The sequence below is a fragment of the Methylomicrobium lacus LW14 genome (assembly GCF_000527095.1).
Taxonomy (GTDB): domain Bacteria; phylum Pseudomonadota; class Gammaproteobacteria; order Methylococcales; family Methylomonadaceae; genus Methylomicrobium; species Methylomicrobium lacus.
The window spans coordinates 3,899,277-3,922,855 of record NZ_AZUN01000001.1; the positions used below are offsets into that span (position 1 = coordinate 3,899,277).

Consider the following 23,579-nt stretch of genomic DNA (forward strand, 5'->3'; position numbering starts at 1 on the left):
TCCTTTATTCAATCACTTTCGGCACCAGATACAGCCCGGCCTCGACTTGCGGCGCAATCGCCTGAAATTTTTCGCGCTCGTTGCGCTCGGTCACCGCATCGGCTCTTAAGCGTTGCTGCAAGTCCAATGGATGCGCCATCGGCTGCACATCGCCGGTATCGACCGCGCCCATTGCGGCCATCAGTTCCAGCATGCCGGACAAATCCTCCGCATAATGCGGCACGTCCTGTTCGTCGATTCCAAGGCGCGCCAGATGCGCGATTTTTTTTACTTCCTCTGCCGTTAACGACATCGATTTGCTCCAAAAATATTTAAAACAGCCGCCGGATATAAGCTGGATATAAGGGGAGGGGGCCCTCTATGATGCGGAGTTTCACCGTGCCCTGGCGAGAAGCCACATTTTGCACGCTAGCCGCGGGCGGGAAGCGCCAAGAGGTATTCAGAATCCGGTCCTTAAAATATGATACTATATCTTGCTCGAATACCCGCTCGATTGATAAAGTAGTCCAATTTATTTCCTGTCAGGAACCATCCTCAAATGCTATTCAAAAGAATTCGTGGAATCTTTTCCAACGATCTCTCCATCGACCTTGGAACCGCTAATACCTTGATCTATATCCCGGGGCAGGGCATTGTCCTGAACGAGCCCTCGGTTGTCGCGATCAAGGAAGACAAAGTCCGCGGCGCGAAGACGATCGCGGCCGTCGGCGCCGACGCGAAACGCATGCTCGGCCGGACGCCCGGCAACATTACCGCGATCCGCCCGCTGAAAGACGGCGTGATCGCCGACTTCGCGGTCACCGAACGCATGCTGCGCTTTTTTATCGAAAAAGTGCATAAAAGTAAAATTCTGCGCCCCAGCCCGCGCATTTTGATCTGCGTGCCTTGCGGTTCGACCCAGGTCGAACGCCGCGCGATCCGCGAGTCTGCCGCGATGGCGGGCGCGCGCGAAGTGTATCTGATCGAGGAACCGATGTCCGCTGCGATCGGCGCCGGCTTGCCGGTCGACGAAGCCTGCGGCTCGATGGTGCTGGACATCGGCGGCGGCACCTCCGAAGTCGCGGTGATCTCGATCAACGGCATCGTGTATTCATCGTCAGTGCGGATCGGCGGGGACCGTTTCGATGACGCGATCATCAACTATGTGCGCCGCAACTACGGCACGCTGATCGGCGAAGCGACCGCCGAAAAAATCAAGATGGAAATCGGCACCGCCTACCCCGGCAGCGAAGTCAAGGAAATCGAGGTGAAGGGCCGCAATCTGGCCGAAGGCGTGCCGCGCAGTTTCGCGCTGAACAGCAACGAAATTCTCGAAGCCTTGCAGGAGCCGCTGTCCGGCATCGTCAGCACGGTCAAGGCCGCGTTGGAGCAAACGCCGCCCGAACTGGGCGCGGATGTCGCGAACCGGGGTATCTATCTGACCGGCGGCGGCGCGCTGCTCAAAGATATTGACCGGCTGATCGCCGAGGAAACCGGTTTGCCGGTGTTTATCGCGGACGATCCGTTGACCTGCGTCGCGCGCGGCGGCGGCATGGTGCTCGAAATGATGGACAAGAAGGGCGTCTCCGCATTTTCGTTGGAGTGATCCGCTTCATTGCCCGGATCGCGGCGCGGGGTGTCAGTCCCGCGCCGTTGTTTGCTTAACACGTTACGACAACTGCCGGTCGCAGGTCAGTTTGCCGCGACCGGGAGTTACCGCCGAGGATTTTCACCATCAAACTGTTATTCGCTACCGGCCCCTCGATCAATACCCGTTTGTTGATCGCCGTGCTGACCTCGATCGCCTTGCTGTCCTTAGACCAAAAAACCCGGCATCTGGAGTCTTTACGCACCGCGCTGTCGCTGCTGGCCGATCCGGTCAAATACCTGGTCGACATGCCCATCACCCTGTTCAGGCAAACCGCCGATTCAATCCATTCGCACACGGATTTAAAAAAAGAAAATGAACATTTGCGGGAAGACCACCTGATGCAGCAAACCCGGCTGTTGAAACTCGACGCGCTCGAAAAAGAAAATATCCGTCTGCGCGCGCTGCTCGAAAATTCGTTCAAACTCGGCGAACAGGTGATGATCGCGGAGCTTTTATCGATCAAGATGGCGCCTTACGAACATATCGTGTCCGTGAACAAAGGCACCCGTTTCGGCGTACACCCGCAGCAAGCGGTGATGGATGAAAACGGCGTGGTCGGCCAGGTGATTCGATCCTTCCCGATGTCAGCGGACGTGATGCTGATCACCGACCCGAACCATGCGATACCGGTGCAGGTGAACCGGAACGGCCTGTTGACGATCGCGGTCGGCAGCGGCCAGATCAATCGCCTGGTCCTGCCGTTTCTGCCGAACGACGCCGACATCAAGCCCGGCGACTTGTTGATTACTTCGGGCCTTGGCGGCGTGTTTCCGCAAGGCTATCCGGTCGCCGTCGTCGATAAATTCACTTCCGAATCGGATAAACCGTTCGCGACCGTGACAGCAACTCCGAAAGCCTTCCTGGACCGCAGCCGGGAGCTGATGATCGTGTGGAGCAACTCGACGCCGATTCCCCTGGACTCGAAACAGGCCACCGAACAGAAAGAGGTGCTCGAAGATGCTATTGAATAGCCGGTATGCCTGGGGCCGCATCGTGATTACCCTGGGATTGGCGCTGGCCTTGAGAATCGCGCCGCTGCCCGGCGATTGGGCTTTTTTAAATCCGGACTGGGTCTTGCTGAGCCTGATCTATTGGTCGCTGGCGGTGCCCGAGCGCGTCGGCATCTTTCATGCCTGGTCATTCGGCCTGCTGGCCGATGTGCTGATCGGCAGGCTATTAGGCCAATATGCGCTGGCCTATTCGCTGGTGATTTATCTTTGTCTCAAACTGCACAAACGCTTGCGCCTGTACCCATTGATACAGCAGGCCCTGTTCATTTTTTTCTGTTTGCTGCTGTCGCAGTTGTTGCTGTTCTTTATCAAAAACGCGCAGCATCCGGCACAATTGCATGCGACTTTTTGGTTGCCGGTACTGACCGGTACCTTGGCTTGGCCGCTGGTCTATACGACATTGCGCTTTGTGCGTCTGGCCAAACGCGTCAGATAAGCGGGGTCTGAGCTATGGACCGCGTGTTTTTGATAAAAAATGATCAGGCCGAGAGCCGCCTGTTTTTGCGCCGCATCTATGTCGCGCTGACCTTCATCGTGCTGTTGACCGTGGGCCTGATCGTGCGGCTCGTTTATCTGCAAATCGTCGGGCATGAGCACTATGCGACGTTGGCGAAAGAGAATAGCATCAAACTGACGCCGGTGCCGCCGACTCGCGGCATCATTTACGATCGCAACGGCAAGATTCTTGCCGAGAACACCCCGTCTTACAGCCTCGAGCTGATCCCCGAGCAGATCGAGGATATCAACGACACCTTGGCCCGGCTGCAAGCGTTGCTCGATCTGCCGGACGAGAAAATCGAACAATTCCACAAACAGCGCAAACGCGAAAAGCGCTTCAACAGTGTGGCGCTCTTGCCCGCGATGACTGATGAGGAACTCGCCAAATTCGCGGTGTCGATGCCGTTTTTTCCAGGCGTCGAAATCAAGACGCACCAGGTGAGGCATTATCCTTATTATGATCTCGCCGCGCATGTGGTCGGCTATGTCGGACGCATCAACGAGACGGAACTGAAGAACTTGCCGATGCCCGAATATCAGGGCACCAATTACATCGGCAAATTGGGCATCGAACGGACTTATGAGACCCAACTGCACGGCAAGACCGGTTACGCGGAGATCGAAACCAATGTGCAGGGACGCTCGCTGAATACGATCAATGAAGTCAAACCGGTTCCCGGCGCGAATCTCTACCTGACGCTCGATATCGATCTGCAAAAAACCGCTTATGACGCGCTCGACTTTTATAACGGCGCGGTGGTCGCGATCGATGTGAAGACCGGCGGCGTGCTGGTGTTTGCGAGCCGTCCCGGCTTCGATCCGAATCCTTTCGTGGTCGGCATTTCCGGCGAAGCCTATAAGGCATTGAACGAGTCGGAAAATCAGCCGCTCTATAACCGCGCGCTACGCGGCCTGTATCCGCCCGGTTCGACGCTCAAGCCCTTCATCGCGCTGGCAGGGCTCGAATATGACAAGATTCACGCGCCGCAAAGCCTGTATTGCCCCGGCTACTACACCTTGCCCGGCGTCGATCACAAATACCGCGACTGGCGCAAGGGCGGACACGGTTCGGTCGACATGATCCGGGCCATCACCGAATCTTGCGACGTGTATTTTTACCGCCTGGCGCAGATGCTCGGCATTCAGAACATGCATGATTTCTTGCAGCAATTCGGCTTCGGCGAAAAAACCGGAATCGATCTTTACGGCGAGACGTCGGGTTTGCTGCCGTCGCCGGCCTGGAAGCAAGCCAAGAGAAAACAGAGATGGTATGAGGGCGAGACGCTGATTTCCGGCATCGGCCAGGGCTATCACCAGGTCTCACCGCTGCAATTGGCGCGGGCGACCGCGACGCTGGCCAATCACGGCGAGGTGGTCACGCCGTTTCTGGTCGATAAACTGATCACCCCGCAAGGCGTACTGAAGGGGCCGGAAAAACATGGCGAGACCATTCCGCTGAAAGCCGGCCATCTCGACGCGATTTTTGCCGGCATGATCAACGTCGTGCATAGCGCCGCCGGCACCGCAAAACGGATCGGCTATGGCATTCCTTACCAGATTGCCGGCAAGACCGGCACTGCGCAGGTGTTCGGGATCAAGCAGGGCGCCAAATACAACGAGAGCGAAATCGACTTTAAACTGCGCGATAATGCGCTCTTTGTCGCCTTTGCGCCGGCCGACGACCCGAAAATCGCGGTCGCGGTGGTCGTCGAGCATGGCAGTCACGGCGGTACGGTCGCAGCGCCTATCGCCGGCAAAGTGATCAAACAATATTTAAAGACTCTTGATGAAGACTGAAACCCGCCTCGAACATCTGCAACCCCCGTCGATGATCGGCAAGCTGCTGCGCAGGCTGCATATCGACATTCCGTTGTTCCTCTGCCTGTTTCTGACCGCGCTGTTGAGTTTTGTGATCCTGTACAGCTCCGGCGGCCAGGACTTCGGCCAATTGCTGCGGCAGGCGGCGCGCGTCGGCCTCGCGTTTCTGTTGATGACCGCGCTGGCGCAGGTCAATCCGATGCAGTTCAAGCGTTATTCGGCGATATTGTTCGGCATCGGCATCTTTTTGTTGATCGCGGTATTGATCATGGGGGAGATCGGCAAAGGCGCGCAGCGCTGGCTCGACCTCGGTTTTTTTCGCTTTCAGCCGTCCGAGATGATCAAGATCACCACGCCGATGATGATTGCCTGGTATCTGGCCGAACACCACTTGCCGCCAAAGCCTAAGCAAGTCCTGATCGCCGCTTTTCTGATCATCCTGCCGACCCTGTTGATCGCGAAGCAGCCGGACCTCGGCACCGCGCTGCTGGTCGCTTCGGCGGGAGCTGCGGTGCTGTTTTTTGCCGGCTTGTCTTATTGGTTCGTTCTCGCGATCATCGGGGGGGTCGGCGCCTCGACGCCGGTCATCTGGCATTTGATGCACGACTATCAGCGCGACCGGGTGCGGATCTTTTTGAATCCGGAAGCCGATCCTCTGGGCCGGGGCTACCATATCATCCAGTCGAAGATCGCGATCGGCTCCGGCGGCATTTACGGCAAGGGCTGGCTCGGCAGCACGCAGTCCGAGCTCGACTTTCTGCCGGAAAGCTCGACCGACTTCATCTTCGCGGTGTTCGCGGAGGAGTTCGGCCTGTTCGGCTGTATCGGCCTATTGACGCTCTATTTATTGATCATCGCGCGCAGCCTGTATATCGCCTCGCAGGCGCGCGACAGTTACAACCGTTTGCTGGCCAGCGCGCTGGCCTTCACCTTCTTTGTCTATGTCTTCGTGAATATCGGCATGGTGATCGGCATCCTGCCGGTCGTCGGCGTGCCGCTGCCCTTGATCAGTTACGGCGGCACCTCGATCGTGACCTTGCTCTCCGGTTTCGGCATTCTGATGTCGATCCATACCCATCAAAAATTTTCGATCGCTTGAGGAATTTCCTTATGTTCGTGCGCACCGCTCTGATCTGTAGCCTGTTCCTGACCATCTCCTGCGCGCAGCAGCGCGAAAAAAGCGCATTCATCGACACGATGGTCGCCAAACACCGTTTTGGCGAGGACGAACTGGCTGATGTGTTCGGTCAGGTCAAAATCAACGACGATGTGCTGAAAAAAATTGCCGCGCCCGCGGAGGCGATGCCCTGGCACAAATACCGCAAGATTTTCCTGACCGAGGCGCGGATCAAGGAAGGCGCGGCGTTCTGGCGGCAACATGCGGAAACCCTGAAGCAGGTTTCGGAGCAATACGGCGTAGCGCCGGAAATCATCGTCGCGATTCTCGGCGTCGAAACGCTGTACGGCCGCCGCCCCGGTTCCTACCGGGTCATCGACGCACTCTCCACGCTCGCTTTCAACTATCCGCCGCGCAGCCGTTACTTTACCGGCGAACTGGAGCAGTTTCTGCTCCTGTGCCGCGAAGAAAAGATCAATCCCTTGCAGCCGCAAGGTTCTTATGCCGGCGCGATGGGAATGCCGCAATTCATGCCGAGCAGCTTCCGTTCTTTTGCGGCCGATTTCGATCAGGACGGCAACCGCGATTTATGGCACGACCCAAAAGACGCGATCGCCAGTGTAGCCAACTATTTCAGGGCCCATGGCTGGGTCAAAAACCAGCCGGTTGCGGTGCAGGTTTTTACCAAAAATGGGAGCTACAAAGCACTTTTAAATAATAAATTTAAGGCGAATTTAAGAATAGGTGAGTTAGAATCGGGTCGTGTTGAATTTTCAAGACCGCTACCTTTAGACAGTAAAGTAAATTTTCTGGCGCTCGAACAAGAGCATGGCGATGAACTCTGGGCTGTTTTAGACAACTTTTACGTGATCACACGTTATAACCACAGTTCGCTCTACGCCATGGCCGTTTATCAGCTCAGCCAGGCCCTCTTAAATTATCAATTACCATCCCCCTATGAATAAAATCATACCGGCTCTCTCTATAACTGTGCTTTGCAGTTGCTCAACGACCCATGTCAATACTTCTTCCAATGCGGCGGACCTGCTCGCCGTCCCGCCCTCCGCCACAGAAAACGCGGCATCCGAATCCCAAACATGGCCTGGGCGGCATCTGACCGCCAACCATCAATTCCGCCATCACACCGTACTGAACGTCAGCAAATCCGAAGAGGCCGCCGGCGAAGCCGAGCAGGAATCCGCTCAGGATCAAGCCTTGCTGCCGCGCATCGCACGCTACCTGAAACAGGGTATCGCTTCCTGGTACGGGCCAAAATTCCACGGCAAAAAAACCGCCACCGGCGAAGTTTTCGATATGTATGCGCTGACCGCCGCGCATAAAACCCTGCCGATCCCTTCCTGGGCCGAGGTCACCAATCTCGAAAACAACCGCAAGGTGATCGTGCGCATCAACGATCGCGGTCCCTTTGTCGGCAATCGTCTGCTGGATTTGTCCTACGCCGCCGCCCAAGAACTGGAAATGAAAGGGCTCGCGCAGGTCGAAATCAAGTCGATATCGGCCGAACAGGCGATACGCAAGATGCGACAGACCGCGAAAGAGGAGCGAAAACAAGGCGTCTATCTGCAGGTGGGCACTTTCAAAAGCTCCAGGGAGGCTCAGAAAGTCCGAAGTAAAATCGCCGCCAAGCATCTGGCCAAAGCCAAAATTCTCCCTTCGCCTCAGCGCAATTCCACGCTTTACACCGTTCAAATCGGTCCGCTTGATAGCAAATCCGGGGCCGACAAGCTGAATCTGCAACTCGCCAAGCTGGGTATCACCGGCGCTCAATACGTGACTGAAAACGACCAAAACGCAAGCGTCATGGTACAATAGCGCCAATATTTATTCAGTTAGCCTTGTAGTGTAATGTTTTTTAATAGAAATTCGATACTGATCGTAAATCTTTGTGCGCTTGCCCTGCTTGCCACCGTGTTGCAGGCCCATGCGGAGACCGTTGAGATCCAGACGCCTGCGCCGCCGACGATCGATGCGAAAGCGTATATCGTGCAGGACTTCCAGACCGGCAAAGTGCTGGCCGAAAGCAATGCCGACGAAAAGCTGGCGCCGGCCAGCCTGACCAAGATCATGACCGTCTATGTGGTGTTCAAGGAACTGGCGAACGGCCACCTGCACCTGGACGACCTTGCCACGATCAGTAAAAAAGCCTGGGGAACCTCGGGTTCCCGGATGTTCGTCGAAGTGAACGCGCAGGTCAAAGTCGAAGACCTGCTGAAAGGCGTGATCATCCAGTCCGGCAACGATGCCAGCGTCGCGCTGTCCGAACACATCGCCGGAGACGAATCCACCTTCGCGGATATGATGAACCAGCATGCCGCGCGTCTGGGCATGAAAAATACCCATTTCAAAAACGCCGACGGCCTGCCGATCGAGGACCATTACACCTCGGCGCGGGATCTGGCGATATTGACGAACGCGCTGATCAGGGAGTTTCCGCAGTATTACCCCTGGTTCTCGCAAAAAGAATTCACCTACAACAACATCGTCCAGCATAACCGGAACTTGCTGTTGTCCAGGGACAGCACGGTCGATGGCGTCAAGACCGGCTTTACCGACGATGCGGGTTATTGCCTGGTCGCCTCCGCGCTGAGAAACGACATGCGCCTGATTTCGGTCGTGATGGGCACCAAAAGCGCCAGCGCCAGGGCCGTCGAAAACCAGAATCTGCTGAATTACGGCTTCCGCTTCTTCGAATCGCCGCGCCTCTACGAAGGCAAGAAGACCTTGTCCGATGCGCGGGTCTGGAAAGGCGACGCCCAAACCGTCGCGTTGGGTCTTGCGGAAAGCCTGCATGCGACCGTTCCGCGCGGCGGCAGCAAGGATGTGAAATCGGCCATCCACATCAATGAGCCGATCGTCGCTCCGCTCAAGGCCGGCGACAAGTTCGGCACGGTCGAGGTCACCTACAAAGACAAGGTGGTTGACCAGAAAGACCTGATCGCGTTGACTGCAGTCGGCGAAGGCAATATGTTCCGCCGTCTCCTCGATGGCGTGTTGATGCGCTTCGCGAAATCGGATGGCAACTAAACCCGTTTATTTGAACGGGCGCTATCTTCCTATCGAAGATGCGCACATTCCGGTACTGGACCGCGGCTTTCTGTTCGGCGACGGGGTCTATGAAGTGATCCCGGCCTACCGCGGCCGGTTGTTTGAATTCGAAGCGCACATGGCGAGGCTCGACAACAGTCTCGCCTGCATCCACATCGGCAATCCGCACAGTCTGGAAGAATGGCGCGGCATTTTCGCCCCGCTTTTGGAAGACGGCACCGATCAGTACATTTATCTGCAAATTACCCGCGGCGCGGCTCCCAAGCGCGATCATCTGTTTCCGGAACACGTCGCGCCGACCGTTTTCGCGTTGAGTGCGGCTATCCCGCCTTATTCGGCCCGCGATACCGGCATCAAGGCCATTTGTCTCGAAGACAGCCGCTGGCAGCATTGCCATATCAAGGCGATCACCTTGCTCGCCAATGTGCTGCTCAGACAGGAAGCCTTCGAGCACGGCGGCGCGGAAGCGATCCTGGTTAAAAACGGCTGCGTGACCGAAGGCTCCTCAAGCAATGTATTCGCGGTCATCGACGGCGTTTTGCTGACTCCGCCTTTGAGCGAGGGCATTTTATCCGGCATCACCCGGCAGGTGATCTTGAAAATTGCCGAGACAGGCCATATACCTTGTCGTGAACAAGCCTTTTCGATCGAGGACCTGAAACAAGCCGATGAAATCTGGATCGCAAGTTCGATCCGCGAAATCGTGCCGGTCGTCGAACTCGATGACCAGCCCGTTGGCGACGGCAAGCCGGGGCCGGTCTGGCAAACGATGAGCCGCCTGTTTCAGGCCTATAAACAATCCTCATGAGCGAAAAATCCCTGTTAACCTTTCCCTGCACCTTCGCGATCAAGGCGATGGGCAAGAGCAGTCCCGAGCTCGACCTGCTTGTCGTCGAAATCGTGCGCCGACATACGCCGAACCTCGGCGAAGGCGCGGTCTCCTCGCGGCCGAGCCGGGGCGGCAACTATACCGCAATCACGGTCGTGATCGAAGCGAACAGCCGTCAGCAACTGGATGCGATTTACCTGGACCTGAACCGCAGCCCGCACATCTTGATGACGTTATAAGTCGGACTCAGGGGGTAAGCCCTTAGGCTATCGGCTTTTTTCTATGACGATGATGATCCGGCAACTCGGCTTACAGGACTACGAAACGACCTGGCAGGCCATGCAGCGTTTCACCCTGGACAGGACGCCGGAGACGGACGACCAGATATGGGTCGTCGAACATCCGCCGGTGTACACGCTCGGCCTGAACGGCAAGCGCGAGCATCTGTTGAATACCGGCGCGATTCCGGTTGTAGAGACCGATCGGGGAGGGCAGGTCACCTATCACGGACCGGGGCAGCTGGTCGTGTATCCGCTGCTGAACCTCAAGCGCCGCGAACTGGGTGTGCGCCCTCTGGTCACGCTGCTCGAACAAACGATGATCGATACGCTGGCTCACTACGGCATTGCCGCCATCGCCCGCCCCGAAGCGCCTGGCGTTTATGTGAACGGCAAAAAAATCGGCTCGATCGGGATTCGGATCAAGAACAATTGCTGCTATCATGGCCTCAGCCTGAATCACGCGATGGATTTGACGCCGTTCAGCTATATCAATCCCTGCGGTTATGCCGGACTCGAGGTGACCCAACTGGCCGATCTCGGCATTGCGGTCGATCGCGATCAACTGGCCGAACGCGTACTGCACATACTGACGGAAAAACTACACTCATGACCTATCAAGCGCCTTCCCGCGCCACGCCGGAAACCCATCAACGCAGCACCGAAAAACTCGCGCGCATTCCGGTCAAGGTCGAAACCACCGAGGCGCCGCTGCGCAAGCCGGAATGGATCAGAGTCAAGCTGTCCGCCGGCAATGAAGTGAGCCGGGTCAAACAGTTGCTGCGCGAGCATAACCTGCACACGGTCTGCGAAGAAGCGGCCTGTCCGAATCTAGCCGAGTGCTTCCAGCACGGCACCGCGACCTTCATGATCATGGGCGACCTGTGCACGCGCCGCTGCCCGTTTTGCGATGTCGCACACGGCAAGCCGCTGCCGCTCGACCCGAACGAGCCCCGCCAACTGGCCGAGGCGCTGAAGGCGCTGGCGCTGAAATATGTCGTGATCACCTCGGTCGACCGCGACGATCTGCGCGACGGCGGCGCCGCGCATTTCGCAGGCTGCATCAAGGAAATCAGGCAGCAATCGCCGGGCACCAAGATCGAGATCCTGGTACCCGATTTTCGCGGGCGCATGGACAAGGCGATCGCGATCCTGGCGGAGCAGCCTTGCGATGTGTTCAATCACAATCTCGAAACGGTGCCGCGGCTTTACAAACAGGCCCGCCCCGGCGCCGACTATTCGGGTTCTTTAAAGTTGCTCGAAGGCTATAAAAAAGCGCGGCCAGAGGCGCCGACCAAATCGGGGCTGATGCTCGGCCTCGGTGAGGAAACGCAAGAAGTCTATCAGGTGATGCAGGACCTGCTCGACCACGGCTGCACGATGCTGACCCTCGGCCAATATTTGCAGCCCAGCAAGGCGCATCTGCCGGTCAACCGCTATATCACGCCGGCGGAATTCGACGACTACGGCCGGGTTGCGAGGGAAATGGGATTCGAACAGGTTGCCAGCGCGCCGATGGTGCGTTCGTCCTATCATGCCGACTTGCAGGCGCAAGGCGTCCTCAGTGACTGAAGACGCGGCAGTCGGCTTGTTCGCCGATGCCGGCTATTCGTTATAAAGCGTCAAACACAGCTTTTTGGCTGCGGCCGGGGCATGGATGAAATTAGCGGGCTCGGCCTGCCCGAAATTATCGCCTGCGCTTAACTTGGACCTTTCGATTTCCCAGCGCGTCTTGAAATAATCAAAAAAGAGATCGGCCATATTCCAGTCATCCGACTCGAAAGAATTCTGGTTGCCCAATTTAAGGACGGTTTCCCAATTCAGATAAGGCATTTTCGAAACCGGCTCGGTCAGATAAAAGCTATTGTAAACCGCGACCTTTTTCGATTCGTTGCGAATGATGATGAATAAGGGGACGCAGGGCAGGCCGTCGTATATGAAAACGCCGAGCGAACCTGGGGTCGCATCGTCGAGACGCCCGATCACGTCTTCCAGCGAGACCTTGAATAACTTGCTGTATTCATTAAACTCATGCGGGTTGAAACCGGTGGTTTCGGTTGCGCGCAATTCGCCGATCCGGCTGCCGTCTTTTAATATCAGCAAGCGGAAATGCACGCCGTTTTTGATCGCATTTTCCAATTCCCGTGACTTGTTTTTGAAGCGGGGATCGAAGGTGATCAGCCAATACACATAATCGCCAGGCTTCAAGCCAGCCATGATTTGGCTGAAATCGAACTCTTTCTGGGTGATGCCCAAGAATCCGCGTTTGACCGAGTTGAATAATATTTTATTCACATACGTTTCGAGCGTCTCGCGCAAATTTATTGCCGACTCGCGGTGCTCTTCCTCCGCGATCAGCCAATGATGCACATAGCCGACCGAGATAATCACCGACAGGAACAGGCCGAATTCCGAAACGATCTTGAATAGCCAGGCATATTCCTTTAGAGACAGATCGGCCGCGAGCACGCTGAAAAATTTATAGATCGCGAACCCGCCGAAGATCAGGACCAGCACCAGTAGCCATTTCAATTTCTTGGTCGTTGTCATCGGCTTTCACTCTTCCAGTTTGGCGCCCTTCTCGGCCAGAAGCTCGCGCAACGCCGAACGGTGGCAATGGGCTTCGTTCTCGCAGTAGCAGCCGACCGAGAAATTGCTTTGGCGGGACAGCGCGGCGAGCAGTTCGATCGCGTGGCTGTTCTCGGGCGTTGCCATTTCGGCGCGATATTTCTTGAAGAACGCAGCCCAGTCTGCGGGCGTCCTGGCTTCGTGGGCCAGCTTCATCGCTTCGAGGCTCGGCGCCAGGTTCGGGAACCACACGTCGTACCAGTTTTTTGCCGCAAACTCGGCTTTCGGCACGCCGCGCGGAGGCCTGCGCACCGTGCCGATGCGCGTGCCTTCGCCTTCCACTCGCTCGCTGCCGAGCCTGACAACACGAACAACCATCAGTCCCTCCAATCACGGCCAACGTCGTTAATCCTTAAAACCGCAGTGAGTCCACAAAAGGCACGAAAGACACGAAATAAATCAAGGTGGTAGATCGCGTGATTCGATCACCCGGAGGGTGTCGCTTTTCTAAGCAATAACTTTCTGAATTTTTTCGTGATTTTAGTGTGTTTTGTGGATCAACTGATTTTTCTAGGTTAATAGGGCCCAAACCTCGACGACCATCGGGGGCTGGGCCTTGAGAAATTAGACCTCGACACGACTCATCGATTCAAATCCGTTGCTGCCGTGGCCGCTCTTTTCCTGAATGCCTGCAACACGAACGCCACAAAGGCAAAAACGCCGATGCCGAAAACCAGGTCGCCGGGAACGCGCGCCCAGACGAGGGCTTCCATCAGTGTGCTATGTATGAATTCGGTGGAGCGGGCGTAGGCATAGCCATGTTTGACGCTGGCGTAGGTTTGCCAGAGTCCTTGCGGCAACAGCGATAGAAATGTCATCATCGCCAGGCCGATATTCAACGCCCAAAAGGCGATTTTCAGCAGCTTCTGGTTCCATTGCCGGATATCGGTCAGGCCGCGCAGGCAATACAGCATCAGGCCGATGCCGAGCATGCCATAGACGCCGAACAAGGCGGCATGGCCGTGGTTGGCTGTGGTGTACAGGCCCTGCATGTAATACAGCGCGATCGGCGGGTTGATCAGGAAACCAAACAGGCCGGCGCCGATCAGGTTCCAGACCAGTACGGAGGTGAAAAACATGAACGGCCAGTGGTAGGCTTTCTCCCAGAGCCGCTGATTTTCGACTCTTGCCTGATTGTAGGCTTCAAAACCGACGACCATCAAGGGCACGACTTCGAGCGCGGAAAAGACCGCGCCGAGCGCCAATACCGCGATCGGCGTACCGCTCCAGTACAAATGGTGGAAGATGCCGAGCACACCGCCGCCGAGAAAGATGATGGTGGCAAACAGAATCATGGTGGTGGCGACGGAGACGCGCAAAATGCCCATGCGCACGAACAGGGCAGAGATGATCGCGGTCGCGAAAACTTCAAAGATGCCTTCGACCCATAGGTGCACGACCCACCAGCGCCAGTATTCCATGATGCTGATGTGGGTGTGTTGCCCCCACAGCAGCCCGGCGCCGAACAGCAAGCCGATCGTGATCGTGGATACAATCACCAGAAACACCAGTGACTGGTTGGTCTTTTCCTGTAGCGCAGGCCACAAGGCCCGGAGTACCAGCACGACCCACAGCAGCAAACCGATAAACAGATAGATCTGCCAGAACCGGCCAAGGTCGACGTATTCATAACCCTGATGGCCGAACCAGAAATTGACTTTCAGATCATCGATATACCCGTGCACCGCCAGCCACTGGCCGGCGAACGAAGCGGCGACGATCAGCAGCAGGCTGAAGAATAAAAAATTGGCGCCGAAACGCTGGAATTTCGGTTCGTGTCCGGAAAGCAGCGGCGCCACATAGAGTCCGGTGGCGAGCCAGGCGGTGGCGATCCAGAGCACCGCCAGTTGCGTATGCCAGGTGCGGGTAATCACATAAGGCAAATAATTGACCAGCGGCAGGCCGTAAAGTCCCTGGCCTTCGACTGCGTAATGCGCAGTGACAATGCCCAGCAAAACCTGCGCGGCGAACAACGCGGTCACCACCCAGAAATATTTCGCGGTCGCCCGCATCGACGGCGTGATCGCGGCATCCGTCAAAAAATCTTCTTTGGCATAACCGGTTTCCGGTTCAAGGTCGGCGCGCCAGACGTCGTATTGACGCACGTAATACCAGACCAGGCCGCCGATGCCGCCGAGCAGCAGCAGAATGGAGAGGATGCTCCAGATCAGTACGCTGGCGCTGGGCGTATTGCCGACCAAGGGATCATAAGGCCAGTTGCTGGTATAGCTGATGTCATCGCCGGGGCGCTGGGTCGCCGTGCTCCAGGCGGTCCAGAAAAAGAACGCGGTCAGCGCATGGGCATCTTCGTCGTTAAGGGATGAATGCAGCGGAAAGGCGTAGTCGCGGCGAAGTTCCTGGTAGTCCTCGTGCGCTTGAAACAGGCCGCGATAATGTGAGGCGACATGGCGAATGGCCTCAGCGCGTTCCGGGCTGACCGTAATCGCGCCGGTCCCCGGATCAAAGGTGTTCTCACGCAACTCCTCTTGCAGCACGGCTTCATGAATTTTATGCCGAAGCTTGCCGGATGCGGAGGGAGTATCGCGTTCGGCGATCAGCGCCAGCAGGGCCTCGGCTTCCCGGTGCAGCCAGTCGGCGCTCCAGTCGGGCGCAAGATAACCGCCGTGGCCCCAGACCGAACCCTGCTGCATGCCGCCGAGGGATTGCCAAACATTCTGGCCGCGCTGAATATCGGCGCGGGTATACAGCGCCTCGCCGGCTGCGGTTTCGACTCGCGCAGGGATCGGCGGCGCCAAGTGGTAAATTTCGCGGCCAAAATACAGCAATACCGCGAACATGACGATCATGCTGCCCGCCAGAATCAGCCATAGCCGCTTGATCGTGAATGTGGTTCTGTAGGTTTCCATTGCATTCTCCCAGCGACTCTATTGCATGTGTCAGGCTTAGCGTATTTGTCTTTTTCCCGCCGCGCGTAGCATTTTTTAATCTCTGCTCGGGGGAAATGTCGGATTGACTAGCGTTCCTTGACCGCGTTGTCGGTATTGAATCGAGACAGATACAGGCACAGGCGATTGCAGGAGGTTCAGCCCCATCTTTTCCGCTTCAAACCCATGAATCTTGCGTCTTCGGCAACCGATTCTGGTCATCGATGATCTGAATCGCATGCGGCTCTGCGTTCGACCATTGCCAGAGCACTAGGTTACGGCTGTCATCCGTGCAGCCGGGCGCGAAACTCCGTACCAGAATACCGGCGATGCCTTGGGCCTGCAAGCGATCGGCCAGCCGCCAAGTCGGCGGTTCGCGGTTTTGCAATGCCAGGTCTTCCCAGGCGCAACCCAGGTCGGTGGAGTCATAGTCAAGACTTTGCTGCACGGCTAGGTCTTGCAGATCGGCGATATCTGCGCAGTTGACCTGATAGGCGACCATCGTCATCGGCTGCGGCTTGAACGGAAAGCCTTGCTGCGCTTCCATCCAGGCGGTGGTCAAATCCAACGAGGTGTAAAGTGCCTCACTTCCAGGACGGTTGAAGCGGCCTCCGTATTTTTTCGCGCCTTCGCCGGACAGCGGCGTAAACGCCCACCTCGGATGATGCGCCCGATACACGAGACCGGTAAAATGGCGGACGGCTAGGGTCAAGTGTAGCCGCCGTCGCCGATGCGCGCGAGGTAGGTTTTGACTGCATCGGCGCGGCCTTCCTTGACGAGGTCTTCGGCGGTCTTGTCGCCGAACGACGGCAGCGGCTGGGAGCGGAACCAGGCAAATGCCCGGCCGACGCCGCCGGACCAGGCCGCGACGCGGTTGATGATTTCGACCGTGTCACGCAATCTGGCCTGAGTGCTACGGCTTTTGAGCCGGGCGCGTTTGGAAACCGAATCCAGAGATAGGCCGGTGACTTCGGCGAGATCGGTCTGGGTGATGTGCAGAACCTTAGCCAGCGTACTCGCCGCGACCAGGCCGTCCTCGGTGATAACCTGTTGTAAAAAATCGACGTGTGCCATGCTTGCCTCGTTGATTGGCCATAAATAGGGTTCGATTATAAGGCGCAATTCGCGGAAAGCCAATTCCCGCATTGGCCTATATCCGAAAATTCCGGCACCACGGCACGAAATCGCTTGCCGGCATCGGGTGGGCGATGCCATAGCCCTGGGCAATGTCGCAGCCCATATCCCGTAAGGTGCTCAGGAGAGCCTGGATTTCCACGCCTTCGGCGACCGTGACCCGATTGAAGGTGGCGGCCAAGGCGATAACGCCTTGTACAATGGCGCGGTCATCCGAATTGATCAGCATGTCGCGCACGAAACTCTTATCGATTTTGAGCGTGTTGAACGGCAGCCTGCGCAAATAGGCCAGAGAAGAATAGCCGGTGCCGAAATCGTCCAGCGCAAAACTGATCCCGATCGCCGCGCAAGCTTCGATAATGCCTAATACCGCGGCAATGTCGCTTAAGGCGGCCGTCTCCAATATTTCGATTTGCAATTGCCGGGGCGGCAAATCCGGATAAAGGGCCAGTTTTTGCTGCAATTTGGCGACAAACCCCGGCGATTGCAGGTGATTCGCCGAGATATTGACGCTGATTTCAAGCGACAGTCCTTCTTGGCGCCAGCGTTCTATTTGCATCAACACCGTATTGATCACCCATTCGCCCACCTGAATATCCAGCTCGGTGTTTTCGATCAAGGGCAAAAAATCATGGGGCGGCAACAGGCCGCGTTCCGGGTGGCGCCAGCGGATCAGCGCTTCGGCTCCCACGATACGCGACTCGGCCAAAGCCACCTTGGGTTGATAAAACAGCTCGAATTGCTGATCGAGCAGGCCCTGAGCTATCGTGGATATTTTATCGTGATGCGTTTTGAACAGCACATCCTCGGTCGGGTCGAAAATGTGATAGCGGTTTTTGCCTAATTTCTTGGCCTGATACATCGCCTGATCGGCATGACGGAGCAAGGTCTCGGGATCTTCATTGTCATGCGGATAAAGCGTGACGCCAATGCTGGCGGTGAATGTATAAAGCTGACCCTGGAGAACAATGCTTTGTGCGATAACCGAGACCAGCCTATTCAGGCTGTTGTAGCATTCATCGGCATTCTCGATGCCCAGCAATAAAATGACGAACTCATCGCCGCCGAGACGCGCGACGGTATCGCCGCCGCGCAAGGAATGGCTGAGCCTATTGGCGATTTCGATCAACACCATGTCGCCTACATCGTGGCCCCAGGTGTCGTTAACCGGCTTAAAACCGTCCAAATCCAGATAGCAAACCGCCAGCAGGTTGTTTTCGCGGCGCGTCCTCGCCAAGGCGAGTTGCATGCGGTCAACGAGCAGCACGCGATTGGGAATGCCGGTCAACGCATCGTAATGCGCCATGAATTCCAGTTGCTTTTCATGCTGTTTCAGCAGGGTAATATCCGATGAAATCCCGAAGTAATGACTTACCTTGCCGTTATCATCGGTTATCGCCGAAATCGTGATCCATTCGGGATATACCATGCCGTCCTTACGGCGATTCCATATTTCCCCGCTCCAGTGGCCCGTTGTATTGATCGCCTGCCACATTGCTTGATAAAACTCCGGCCTATGATGGTCGGATTTCCAAACTCGTGGGGTTTTGCCGATCACGTCCTCGCGCATGTAGCCGGTGATTTCTATGAAGGCGTCGTTGACCTCGATGATATGACAAGCGGCGTCGGTGACGATAATGCCCTCCAACGTACTATCAAAAATACGGGCGGTTAACCGTTGCCGCTCCTCGGCTTGCTTGCGCTCGGTAATATCGGTGGTGATACCGTACCACTTCTTGATATGGCCGTCGTCATCAAAAACCGGATGCGCCCTGGCCGAGCACCAGCGGTATTCGCCCGAATGGTGGCGGATTCTGTACTCGCCTTTGAAGTTTTTGCCGGTTTGCAGCGACTCCGATAGGGTAGTTAATACGCCGGCGAAATCATCGGGGTGGACGATGTTCTGCCAGCCATAGCCCTGCATTTCCTCAAGGCTATAGCCGAAATAATCGAGCGCGCGCTGGTTGGCATAGTCGAGATGTCCGTCGGGCCCTGCGATCCAGATTTGATCGGGGACCAAATCCAGCAACAAGCGGTAGCGCTCCTCGCTGTTACGTAACTCGCGCAGCATGGTTTGGCGTTCGGCTTCGGCATCGATTGCGTCGAGCGCAAAACCCATGTCATCGGCCATCACATTTAACAGGCTGACGATCAGTTCGTTAAAGGCATTTTTTTCGTCGTGGTAAAGGGTCAGTACCGCATAAGGCGCCCCATTTCTCAGAATCGGGAATGCCGCGCTTGCCTGCCAATTGCCCGATTGAAGCGCGCGGGCCTGCCAGGGCTGCGTGGCAGGATTCACCGCAAAATCCTGGAGCAGAACCGCGCGTCCTTCACGCAAGGCGGTGCCGGTAGGGCCAAGGCCTTCAGGAACATCGGATCTTACCGAAACCGCAAGATCATCCAGATAGTCCAGATGGGTGCCATGGCAGGCGATCACGTCAATGCGGCCACTGCCGGGGCGATTCATGCCGACCCAGGCCATTTTCATGCCGCCGTGCTCAACCGCGATGCGGCATACCGCGTCGAACAATTCGCCCGCATGTTTCGTGTGTCTGGCAATTCGATTCGTTTGGGCGACCGCGGTATAGACTTGATTGAGTCGCTGAATCCGTGATGCATTCAGTTTGTGCTCGGTCTTCCAATGCTCTTCTTCAACCGCAACATGGGGTTTAATTTTTTCCATCTTAAAATGACACCCTCCGGGCTTGGCAGTACCGCATTAGTTAAACACAAGAAGCTTAACTATTTTTTACCGTTTATTTCGCGAATCCATGCCATCTGAGTTTATTGTGAAGTGCTTCATATAATAAGCGATTGTGACGATGGATTGTCGCGATCCGCATTTTACAGGGGTGATAAAATACGAATTGGCTCCCAAGTTTAGACGTAAATTCAGTGCAAAGTCGACCCCCATTATTTTCCTGCCCCAGCAAGCACACACCATGAGCGAACAGGAAGGCGTCATCAAATACCGCCTGGACTATCACTTTACGCCTGCCGGAAGCATGCCCGGCTTCGCCGAATTGAACGCCTGGCGCAGCCTGCTCTGGCGGCTCGGCGTGATCGGGCAGGATGCGGCGCGTTATGGCGGGTTGAGCTACGGCAACTTGAGCCTTCGGCTGGATGCTGGCGGCTTTTGGGTCACCGGCACCCAGACCGGCCATTTGCCGCGGTTGACGGCCGAGCATTATGCCTGGGTCCGGCAGGCGCGGCCCGAAGACAATTATCTGGCCGCCGAAGGGCCGTTGCCGCCGTCTTCGGAAGCCTTGACGCATGCGGCTATTTATCAGGCCGCGCCGTCGGTTCGCTGTGTGGCGCACGGCCATAGCCCCGAAATCTGGCGTCACGCCGAGTCTTTGGAATTGCCGTGCGTGGCGGCGGATATCGCCTACGGCACGCCGGCGATGGCGCAAGCGGTCAGCGCCCAGGCGCAAAGCCATCAGGAACAAGGCGTGATCGTGATGCTGGGGCATCAAGACGGCTTGTTGACCTACGGCCAGACGCCGGAGCAGGCCTGCTGGTTGATGACGCGTTGTTTGGCAACGGCGTTTGCGCGGATCGATCCCGCTTAGGATGTCCTAAAAAGTAACTTTCCGGCTGAAGGCCTGCCTGGTTTTTTCTGGGAGCGCCGAGCCTCAGCTCGGCGCTCTGCAAAGCCGCGAACTCTTATCGAATTATTCGCTATGTAAATCGATTAATATCATTTTGTTGAAAATCATGAGCTTGTTAATATCGCTTTATTTGAATATTCTGTAAAACGATTAGGGAGAGCGCAACCATGATTTCGAAAAATATCTACCGAACCGCCACGTTTGCGGTCGTTCTGGGGGGGCTGCCGGCCATTTCGGAAGCAACCAACGGCTATTTCGCGCACGGCTACGGCGCCCGCAGCAAAGCCCTGGCCGGCGCCAGCACCGCGCGGCCGCTGGATTCGTTCGCGGCCGCGGTCAATCCGGCCAGCATCGCCTATATCGGCGACCGGCTGGATGCGGAAATCGAGTTGTTCAGCCCGCGCCGCCAATATACCGTCGATGGCACGCCGACGCTGGCGCCGGGCGCTTTTCCATTGAACTCCGGTACCGTCGAAAGCGACAGCGAATGGTTTCCGGTGCCGGCATTCGGCTGGAATTACCGGATCGACAAGGAGCAGGCGGTCGGCGTGACGCTGTACGGCAACGGCGGCATGAATACCGATTATGTCGCAAAGCCGAATCCTTTATGCCCATTCCCAGGCGGCAGCGGCACTTTTTGCGCCGGAACGACCGGCATTGATAAGGCTCAGGCGTTCATCGTGCCGAGTTATGCACACAGCTTTGGCGATGGCCGATTTTCGCTCGGTATCGCGCCGATATTTGCGATTCAGCGCTTCAAGGCTCGCGGACTGAATGCGTTCGCGCCGTTTTCGAGTAATCCAGAGCATCTGTCTAACCAGGGCTATAACTATTCCTTCGGCGGCGGAGTCAGGGTCGGCGGCTTGGTCGAATTGATTCCGGGAGTCAGATTTGGGGCATCCTACAAAAGCCGTATCACGATGTCCAAATTAGACGACTATGCAGGGCTGTTTGCCGAACAAGGAGGCTTTGATATTCCCGAAAGCTTCAACTTCGGTCTGGCCTGGGACATCAATAAAGAGATAACGACGTCCTTTGACGTCGAGCACATCCGTTACAGCCAAATCGATTCGGTCGGCAATCCGATGTTTCCGAATCTGTTGACGAAGCGACTCGGCGAGGATGGTGGCCCCGGTTTCGGCTGGAAGGACATGACCATCTTCAAATTCGGTACCGAATGGCGGCCAAACGAAAACTGGACTTGGCGCGCCGGCCTGAGCTACGGCGAGCAGCCCATTCCTGAGTCCGAGGTGTTATTCAACATATTGGCTCCGGGGGTGCAGGAGTATCACGTGACGGCCGGGTTCAGCCGCGCGATCGGCGACAAGGACGAAGTGAGTTTTGCTTTCATGTATTCGCCGAGCAACTCGGTCAAAGGGCCTAATCCGCTAAGTCCGCAGCAGAACATCGAACTGGAAATGGATCAGTATTCCTTTCAGCTGGGCTGGTCCAAGCGTTTTAATTAACGAAAGGCCGGTGTTATGGAAAACTTTACCCCTTTTTCGGCGCTGGCGGGAGGCCTGCTGATCGGTCTTTCCTCGGCCCTGTTTTTACTGCTGAACGGGCGGCGTGCCGGCATTTCGGGCATTGCCGGCGACCTGTTTTCGTTCCGGTGTGTCAATCCCGGCTGGCGGCTGTGCTTTTTGGCGGGCCTCGTGCTGGGGCCGCTGTTGATCGGCAAGACCGGCTGGCTGCCGGTCGATGTGCAAGTTAATGATTCGCTGCCGTTGATGGCGGCCGCGGGCTTGCTGGTCGGCTATGGCACGAGCCTCGGCAGCGGTTGTACCAGCGGCCACGGTATTTGCGGGCTGGCGCGGCTGTCGAAGCGTTCTTTGGCCGCGACGCTGACCTTCATGCTCAGCGCCGGTATCACCGTGTACATCGCGCGCCATTTGCTCGGCGCGGGGAGTTGATCGGATGGTTTTGGCTTTATCCGCATTACTCTGCGGCACCTTGTTTGGGCTGGGGCTGTATGTCTCGCAAATGATCAATCCGGGCAAGGTGCTCGGCTTTCTGGATGTGGCGGGGCAATGGGACCCGAGTCTGCTGCTGGTGATGGCCAGTGCGCTCGCGGCCTTGATGCCGCTGCAGTGGTTCATCCTCAAACGCTCCAGACCTGTCTGCACGGACAGCTTTCAAGCGCCGGCGACGAACTCAATCGACAGCCGCCTTCTCGCTGGCGCGGCGTTGTTCGGCATCGGCTGGGGCTTGTCGGGTTTTTGTCCCGGCCCTGCGTTTTCCGGGCTGATTTATGGGCTTCAGGGAAACATTGTGTTTGTCGGTGCGATGCTTTTCGGAATGTGGCTGTTTCACATTTTGCATCGGCCTAAACGGTAAATCTAAACGGCCGGAAAGGCCCCTCTCTTGGATAAAGCGCGCTTCGTCTCAGGACGGCGGCGCCTCTCTTGATCGCCCCGGCACCCAAGCCGGGGCTTATCTTACTAAAGACAGCCGGTGATAAGTCACAGCCGGTTATATCTCGCCAAAACCTGTTTGACATAGTTTTGGGTTTCGGGATACGGCGGGATCGAATAATTGTGTCTGATCACCGCGTTTTCGCCGGCATTATAAGCCGCAACGGCCAGCTCCAGATTCGGGCTGAACATCCGGATCAGGTCGTGCAAATAATGCGTGCCGCCATCGACATTCTGATCCGGATCGCGGCGGTCGTCCACGCCGTAGCGCCTTGCGGTGTCCGGCATCAACTGCATCAAGCCGACCGCGCCCGCCGATGAAATCGCGCCGGCGTTATAGGCCGATTCGGTCTGGATCACCGCATGCACCAGTTTCGGATCGACTTGATGGCGGTAAGCCGCCGTATTGATCAGGTCGCTGAATTTTTGCTTGTTTGGGCTGCCTCCGACATAATTTCTGTAACCGGCCATCGCGGGGGCAGGCCGCGCATAATGGTACGGTTTCGTTTCCATGATGCGCTTGTATGAGTTGTTGCTGGATTGGGGCTTAACATTGGTGTAGTAGGAGCGGCCGGAACTGTCGACATATTTATAGATGTCGGCCAGCGCTGTACCGGATGCGCCTAGGGTGATTATAACTGTGGCTAATCTCAGCATGATT

24 protein-coding genes are annotated in these 23,579 nt (G+C 56.6%); 16 read left to right on the forward strand and 8 right to left on the reverse strand.

Going from position 1 to position 23,579, the window contains the following annotated elements; translation table 11 throughout:
• Positions 1-4: 4 nt before the first annotated feature.
• On the reverse strand, positions 5-292 hold the full coding sequence (gene gatC / locus METLA_RS0118195; protein WP_024299910.1) for an Asp-tRNA(Asn)/Glu-tRNA(Gln) amidotransferase subunit GatC: 288 nt from the start codon (positions 290-292) through the stop codon (positions 5-7).
• Positions 293-538: 246 nt separating this feature from the next.
• Here gatC and METLA_RS0118200 point away from each other — a divergent pair, with 246 nt between their 5' ends.
• From METLA_RS0118200 to lipA, 12 genes are all read left to right on the forward strand, one after another.
• Positions 539-1,585 (forward strand): rod shape-determining protein, encoded by a 1,047-nt coding sequence (locus METLA_RS0118200; RefSeq protein ID WP_024299911.1) that lies wholly within the window; start codon positions 539-541, stop codon positions 1,583-1,585.
• Positions 1,586-1,719: 134 nt separating this feature from the next.
• Complete coding sequence (gene mreC / locus METLA_RS0118205; RefSeq protein ID WP_084480184.1) at positions 1,720-2,601, forward strand: rod shape-determining protein MreC; 882 nt, start codon at positions 1,720-1,722, stop codon at positions 2,599-2,601.
• Positions 2,588-3,076: a rod shape-determining protein MreD gene (gene mreD, locus METLA_RS0118210; RefSeq protein ID WP_024299913.1), complete on the forward strand. Its 489-nt coding sequence runs from the start codon at positions 2,588-2,590 to the stop codon at positions 3,074-3,076. Before mreC ends, mreD begins: the two co-directional genes overlap by 14 nt.
• A gap of 14 nt (positions 3,077-3,090) precedes the next feature.
• On the forward strand, positions 3,091-4,935 hold the full coding sequence (mrdA, locus tag METLA_RS0118215; RefSeq protein ID WP_024299914.1) for a penicillin-binding protein 2: 1,845 nt from the start codon (positions 3,091-3,093) through the stop codon (positions 4,933-4,935).
• Entirely contained in the window at positions 4,925-6,055 is a 1,131-nt protein-coding gene (gene rodA, locus METLA_RS0118220) for a rod shape-determining protein RodA (protein ID WP_024299915.1), read from the forward strand. The genes mrdA and rodA overlap by 11 nt, the downstream gene beginning before the upstream one ends.
• An 11-nt stretch (positions 6,056-6,066) precedes the next feature.
• Positions 6,067-7,038: a lytic murein transglycosylase B gene (gene mltB / locus METLA_RS0118225; RefSeq protein WP_024299916.1), complete on the forward strand. Its 972-nt coding sequence runs from the start codon at positions 6,067-6,069 to the stop codon at positions 7,036-7,038.
• A complete protein-coding gene (locus METLA_RS0118230; RefSeq protein ID WP_024299917.1) occupies positions 7,031-7,906 on the forward strand; it encodes a septal ring lytic transglycosylase RlpA family protein in 876 nt (291 codons plus the stop codon). The genes mltB and METLA_RS0118230 overlap by 8 nt, the downstream gene beginning before the upstream one ends.
• Before the next feature lie 33 nt (positions 7,907-7,939).
• Positions 7,940-9,118 (forward strand): D-alanyl-D-alanine carboxypeptidase family protein, encoded by a 1,179-nt coding sequence (locus tag METLA_RS0118235; RefSeq protein ID WP_024299918.1) that lies wholly within the window; start codon positions 7,940-7,942, stop codon positions 9,116-9,118.
• Positions 9,108-9,947 carry a D-amino acid aminotransferase gene (locus METLA_RS0118240; RefSeq protein ID WP_024299919.1) on the forward strand — a complete coding sequence of 280 codons (840 nt, stop codon included), beginning with the start codon at positions 9,108-9,110 and terminating at the stop codon, positions 9,945-9,947. The genes METLA_RS0118235 and METLA_RS0118240 overlap by 11 nt, the downstream gene beginning before the upstream one ends.
• Positions 9,944-10,207, forward strand: a complete 264-nt coding sequence (locus METLA_RS0118245) for a YbeD family protein (protein WP_024299920.1) — start codon at positions 9,944-9,946, stop codon at positions 10,205-10,207. The genes METLA_RS0118240 and METLA_RS0118245 overlap by 4 nt, the downstream gene beginning before the upstream one ends.
• 43 nt (positions 10,208-10,250) lie before the next feature.
• Positions 10,251-10,859 carry a lipoyl(octanoyl) transferase LipB gene (gene lipB / locus METLA_RS0118250; protein WP_024299921.1) on the forward strand — a complete coding sequence of 203 codons (609 nt, stop codon included), beginning with the start codon at positions 10,251-10,253 and terminating at the stop codon, positions 10,857-10,859.
• A complete protein-coding gene (lipA, locus tag METLA_RS0118255; protein WP_024299922.1) occupies positions 10,856-11,818 on the forward strand; it encodes a lipoyl synthase in 963 nt (320 codons plus the stop codon). The genes lipB and lipA overlap by 4 nt, the downstream gene beginning before the upstream one ends.
• Before the next feature lie 33 nt (positions 11,819-11,851).
• Here the strand turns inward: lipA and METLA_RS0118260 are convergent, their stop codons facing one another.
• The 6 genes from METLA_RS0118260 to METLA_RS0118285 form a co-directional block, all read right to left on the reverse strand.
• Entirely contained in the window at positions 11,852-12,796 is a 945-nt protein-coding gene (locus METLA_RS0118260; protein ID WP_024299923.1) for a hypothetical protein, read from the reverse strand.
• Positions 12,797-12,802: 6 nt separating this feature from the next.
• Positions 12,803-13,192: a DUF488 domain-containing protein gene (locus tag METLA_RS0118265; protein WP_024299924.1), complete on the reverse strand. Its 390-nt coding sequence runs from the start codon at positions 13,190-13,192 to the stop codon at positions 12,803-12,805.
• Positions 13,193-13,455: 263 nt separating this feature from the next.
• Entirely contained in the window at positions 13,456-15,741 is a 2,286-nt protein-coding gene (locus METLA_RS0118270) for a nitric-oxide reductase large subunit (RefSeq protein ID WP_024299925.1), read from the reverse strand.
• Positions 15,742-15,937: 196 nt separating this feature from the next.
• The gene (locus METLA_RS0118275; RefSeq protein ID WP_024299926.1) at positions 15,938-16,471 is read right to left on the reverse strand and encodes an RES family NAD+ phosphorylase; all 534 of its coding nucleotides are present in this window, start codon (positions 16,469-16,471) and stop codon (positions 15,938-15,940) included.
• Positions 16,468-16,833, reverse strand: coding sequence for an antitoxin Xre/MbcA/ParS toxin-binding domain-containing protein (locus tag METLA_RS0118280; RefSeq protein WP_024299927.1), 366 nt, complete (start codon positions 16,831-16,833; stop codon positions 16,468-16,470). The genes METLA_RS0118275 and METLA_RS0118280 overlap by 4 nt, the downstream gene beginning before the upstream one ends.
• Before the next feature lie 76 nt (positions 16,834-16,909).
• Positions 16,910-19,576 carry a bifunctional diguanylate cyclase/phosphodiesterase gene (locus METLA_RS0118285; RefSeq protein WP_024299928.1) on the reverse strand — a complete coding sequence of 889 codons (2,667 nt, stop codon included), beginning with the start codon at positions 19,574-19,576 and terminating at the stop codon, positions 16,910-16,912.
• 259 nt (positions 19,577-19,835) lie between these two features.
• On the opposite strand from METLA_RS0118285, the gene METLA_RS0118290 reads away from it, so the two are divergent.
• From METLA_RS0118290 to METLA_RS0118305, 4 genes are all read left to right on the forward strand, one after another.
• Positions 19,836-20,465 carry a class II aldolase/adducin family protein gene (locus tag METLA_RS0118290; protein WP_024299929.1) on the forward strand — a complete coding sequence of 210 codons (630 nt, stop codon included), beginning with the start codon at positions 19,836-19,838 and terminating at the stop codon, positions 20,463-20,465.
• Positions 20,466-20,671: 206 nt separating this feature from the next.
• On the forward strand, positions 20,672-21,970 hold the full coding sequence (locus METLA_RS0118295; RefSeq protein ID WP_024299930.1) for an OmpP1/FadL family transporter: 1,299 nt from the start codon (positions 20,672-20,674) through the stop codon (positions 21,968-21,970).
• Between the two features lie 15 nt (positions 21,971-21,985).
• The gene (locus tag METLA_RS0118300) at positions 21,986-22,417 is read left to right on the forward strand and encodes a YeeE/YedE family protein (RefSeq protein ID WP_024299931.1); all 432 of its coding nucleotides are present in this window, start codon (positions 21,986-21,988) and stop codon (positions 22,415-22,417) included.
• Positions 22,418-22,421: 4 nt separating this feature from the next.
• Positions 22,422-22,841: a DUF6691 family protein gene (locus METLA_RS0118305; protein WP_024299932.1), complete on the forward strand. Its 420-nt coding sequence runs from the start codon at positions 22,422-22,424 to the stop codon at positions 22,839-22,841.
• Positions 22,842-22,966: 125 nt separating this feature from the next.
• On the opposite strand, the gene METLA_RS0118310 is transcribed toward METLA_RS0118305, so the two are convergent.
• Positions 22,967-23,575 carry a lytic transglycosylase domain-containing protein gene (locus tag METLA_RS0118310; protein ID WP_024299933.1) on the reverse strand — a complete coding sequence of 203 codons (609 nt, stop codon included), beginning with the start codon at positions 23,573-23,575 and terminating at the stop codon, positions 22,967-22,969.
• Between the last annotated feature and the right edge of the window lie 4 nt (positions 23,576-23,579).

What these genes read in the sequence shown, in the direction of transcription:
- mltB (WP_024299916.1), top strand. Translation starts at nt 6,067, where the DNA reads ATGTTCGTGCGCACCGCTCTGATCTGTAGCCTGTTCCTGACCATCTCC.
- METLA_RS0118260 (WP_024299923.1), bottom strand. Translation starts at nt 12,796, where the DNA reads ATGACAACGACCAAGAAATTGAAATGGCTACTGGTGCTGGTCCTGATC.
- METLA_RS0118200 (WP_024299911.1), top strand. Translation starts at nt 539, where the DNA reads ATGCTATTCAAAAGAATTCGTGGAATCTTTTCCAACGATCTCTCCATC.
- METLA_RS0118310 (WP_024299933.1), bottom strand. Translation starts at nt 23,575, where the DNA reads ATGCTGAGATTAGCCACAGTTATAATCACCCTAGGCGCATCCGGTACA.
- gatC (WP_024299910.1), bottom strand. Translation starts at nt 292, where the DNA reads ATGTCGTTAACGGCAGAGGAAGTAAAAAAAATCGCGCATCTGGCGCGC.
- rodA (WP_024299915.1), top strand. Translation starts at nt 4,925, where the DNA reads ATGAAGACTGAAACCCGCCTCGAACATCTGCAACCCCCGTCGATGATC.
- METLA_RS0118230 (WP_024299917.1), top strand. Translation starts at nt 7,031, where the DNA reads ATGAATAAAATCATACCGGCTCTCTCTATAACTGTGCTTTGCAGTTGC.
- lipA (WP_024299922.1), top strand. Translation starts at nt 10,856, where the DNA reads ATGACCTATCAAGCGCCTTCCCGCGCCACGCCGGAAACCCATCAACGC.
- METLA_RS0118300 (WP_024299931.1), top strand. Translation starts at nt 21,986, where the DNA reads ATGGAAAACTTTACCCCTTTTTCGGCGCTGGCGGGAGGCCTGCTGATC.
- METLA_RS0118285 (WP_024299928.1), bottom strand. Translation starts at nt 19,576, where the DNA reads ATGGAAAAAATTAAACCCCATGTTGCGGTTGAAGAAGAGCATTGGAAG.
- lipB (WP_024299921.1), top strand. Translation starts at nt 10,251, where the DNA reads ATGACGATGATGATCCGGCAACTCGGCTTACAGGACTACGAAACGACC.
- METLA_RS0118295 (WP_024299930.1), top strand. Translation starts at nt 20,672, where the DNA reads ATGATTTCGAAAAATATCTACCGAACCGCCACGTTTGCGGTCGTTCTG.
- METLA_RS0118270 (WP_024299925.1), bottom strand. Translation starts at nt 15,741, where the DNA reads ATGGAAACCTACAGAACCACATTCACGATCAAGCGGCTATGGCTGATT.
- METLA_RS0118280 (WP_024299927.1), bottom strand. Translation starts at nt 16,833, where the DNA reads ATGGCACACGTCGATTTTTTACAACAGGTTATCACCGAGGACGGCCTG.
- METLA_RS0118235 (WP_024299918.1), top strand. Translation starts at nt 7,940, where the DNA reads ATGTTTTTTAATAGAAATTCGATACTGATCGTAAATCTTTGTGCGCTT.
- mrdA (WP_024299914.1), top strand. Translation starts at nt 3,091, where the DNA reads ATGGACCGCGTGTTTTTGATAAAAAATGATCAGGCCGAGAGCCGCCTG.
- METLA_RS0118305 (WP_024299932.1), top strand. Translation starts at nt 22,422, where the DNA reads ATGGTTTTGGCTTTATCCGCATTACTCTGCGGCACCTTGTTTGGGCTG.
- METLA_RS0118290 (WP_024299929.1), top strand. Translation starts at nt 19,836, where the DNA reads ATGAGCGAACAGGAAGGCGTCATCAAATACCGCCTGGACTATCACTTT.
- METLA_RS0118245 (WP_024299920.1), top strand. Translation starts at nt 9,944, where the DNA reads ATGAGCGAAAAATCCCTGTTAACCTTTCCCTGCACCTTCGCGATCAAG.
- METLA_RS0118240 (WP_024299919.1), top strand. Translation starts at nt 9,108, where the DNA reads ATGGCAACTAAACCCGTTTATTTGAACGGGCGCTATCTTCCTATCGAA.
- METLA_RS0118265 (WP_024299924.1), bottom strand. Translation starts at nt 13,192, where the DNA reads ATGGTTGTTCGTGTTGTCAGGCTCGGCAGCGAGCGAGTGGAAGGCGAA.
- mreD (WP_024299913.1), top strand. Translation starts at nt 2,588, where the DNA reads ATGCTATTGAATAGCCGGTATGCCTGGGGCCGCATCGTGATTACCCTG.